The organism is Shewanella hafniensis, assembly GCF_019655335.1.
GTDB classification, from domain to species: Bacteria; Pseudomonadota; Gammaproteobacteria; order Enterobacterales; family Shewanellaceae; genus Shewanella; species Shewanella hafniensis.
Map to the genome: position 1 here is coordinate 1 of NZ_BPFD01000185.1, position 978 is coordinate 978.

General features: G+C 45.6%; 1 protein-coding gene. It reads right to left on the minus strand.

Translation table 11 applies throughout. The features are described 5' to 3' along the window. Positions 1-34 precede the first annotated feature (34 nt). Complete coding sequence (locus tag K5Q99_RS21810) at positions 35-976, minus strand: IS30-like element ISSba16 family transposase (protein ID WP_220778120.1); 942 nt, start codon at positions 974-976, stop codon at positions 35-37. Positions 977-978: the final 2 nt, after the last annotated feature.

A 978-nucleotide genomic window follows, 5' to 3' on the forward strand; every position in this document is an offset into this window, starting at 1 on the left:
CCCGAATTCAACACCGAAGTGCGACACTCGACAATTAAGCAGCTAACTGGTGAAACACCACCGCAGGCTGCTTAAACTTCAAACACTTTTTGGGTCGATAGTTAATTCTATTCTGAGCAAATTCAATTAATTCATCACTCACTAGCCTCAAATCAACCCCTTTTTTGACGTACTGACGCAGTAATCCATTAGCATTTTCATTCGCTCCTCGTTCACAAGAACGATAAGGGTGCGCAAAATATACCTGTGTATCTAGCGCTTCTGCTATCTCTTGGTGGTGAGCAAATTCGCGTCCATTATCTGCCGTTATCGTCAGCACGTGCGCCTTATAGGGCATCAGCAGCTCAATCGTCGCTTTCGTTACATCAGCCGCTGACTTCGAATTGACTTTCTTTATCAAATAAAACCGAGTCTTACGCTCTAATAGAGTCACAATAGAGCCCGTTCCATGCAGACCCAATACGGTATCGATTTCCCAGTCGCCAAATCGCTCTCGGCTATCGACAATCGCAGGTCTGTCGTCAATCGATACGGCGTTTTTTATGGTAGGAGCTTGTTCTACTTTGCCGCGCCGATAACGCTTATGTCCTTGACGTAAATGACGATAAAGTTTACCGCCACGGCGTTTATCGCGAGCAATATAGCGATAAATCCACTCATGACTGACAGGCTCCTTCATCAAACGCAACACTTGCGAGATTTGCTCAGGGCTCCAATCCAATTGCAGCAAAAGGACGATGCTCTCTATTCGCTGTGAGGGTATCGCATATTTACTCGACTGACGCCTCATTGTGACAGCCTGCTTGTGTGCAATATCAGGCTGATAGCGTGATTGCCCTTGGCATCGTTTAACTTCCCTATAGACACTAGAGCGATGACAATCAATGCATTTAGCTATGTGTACTATCGAAAAGCCCTGTTCTAACAGCACGGAAATCTGGTATCGTCTTGCTTCGGTCAACTGTTGATAATTCATGG

Bases quoted from the DNA above. Each gene is read 5' to 3' on its own strand.
- K5Q99_RS21810 (WP_220778120.1), bottom strand. From the start codon at position 976: ATGAATTATCAACAGTTGACCGAAGCAAGACGATACCAGATTTCCGTG.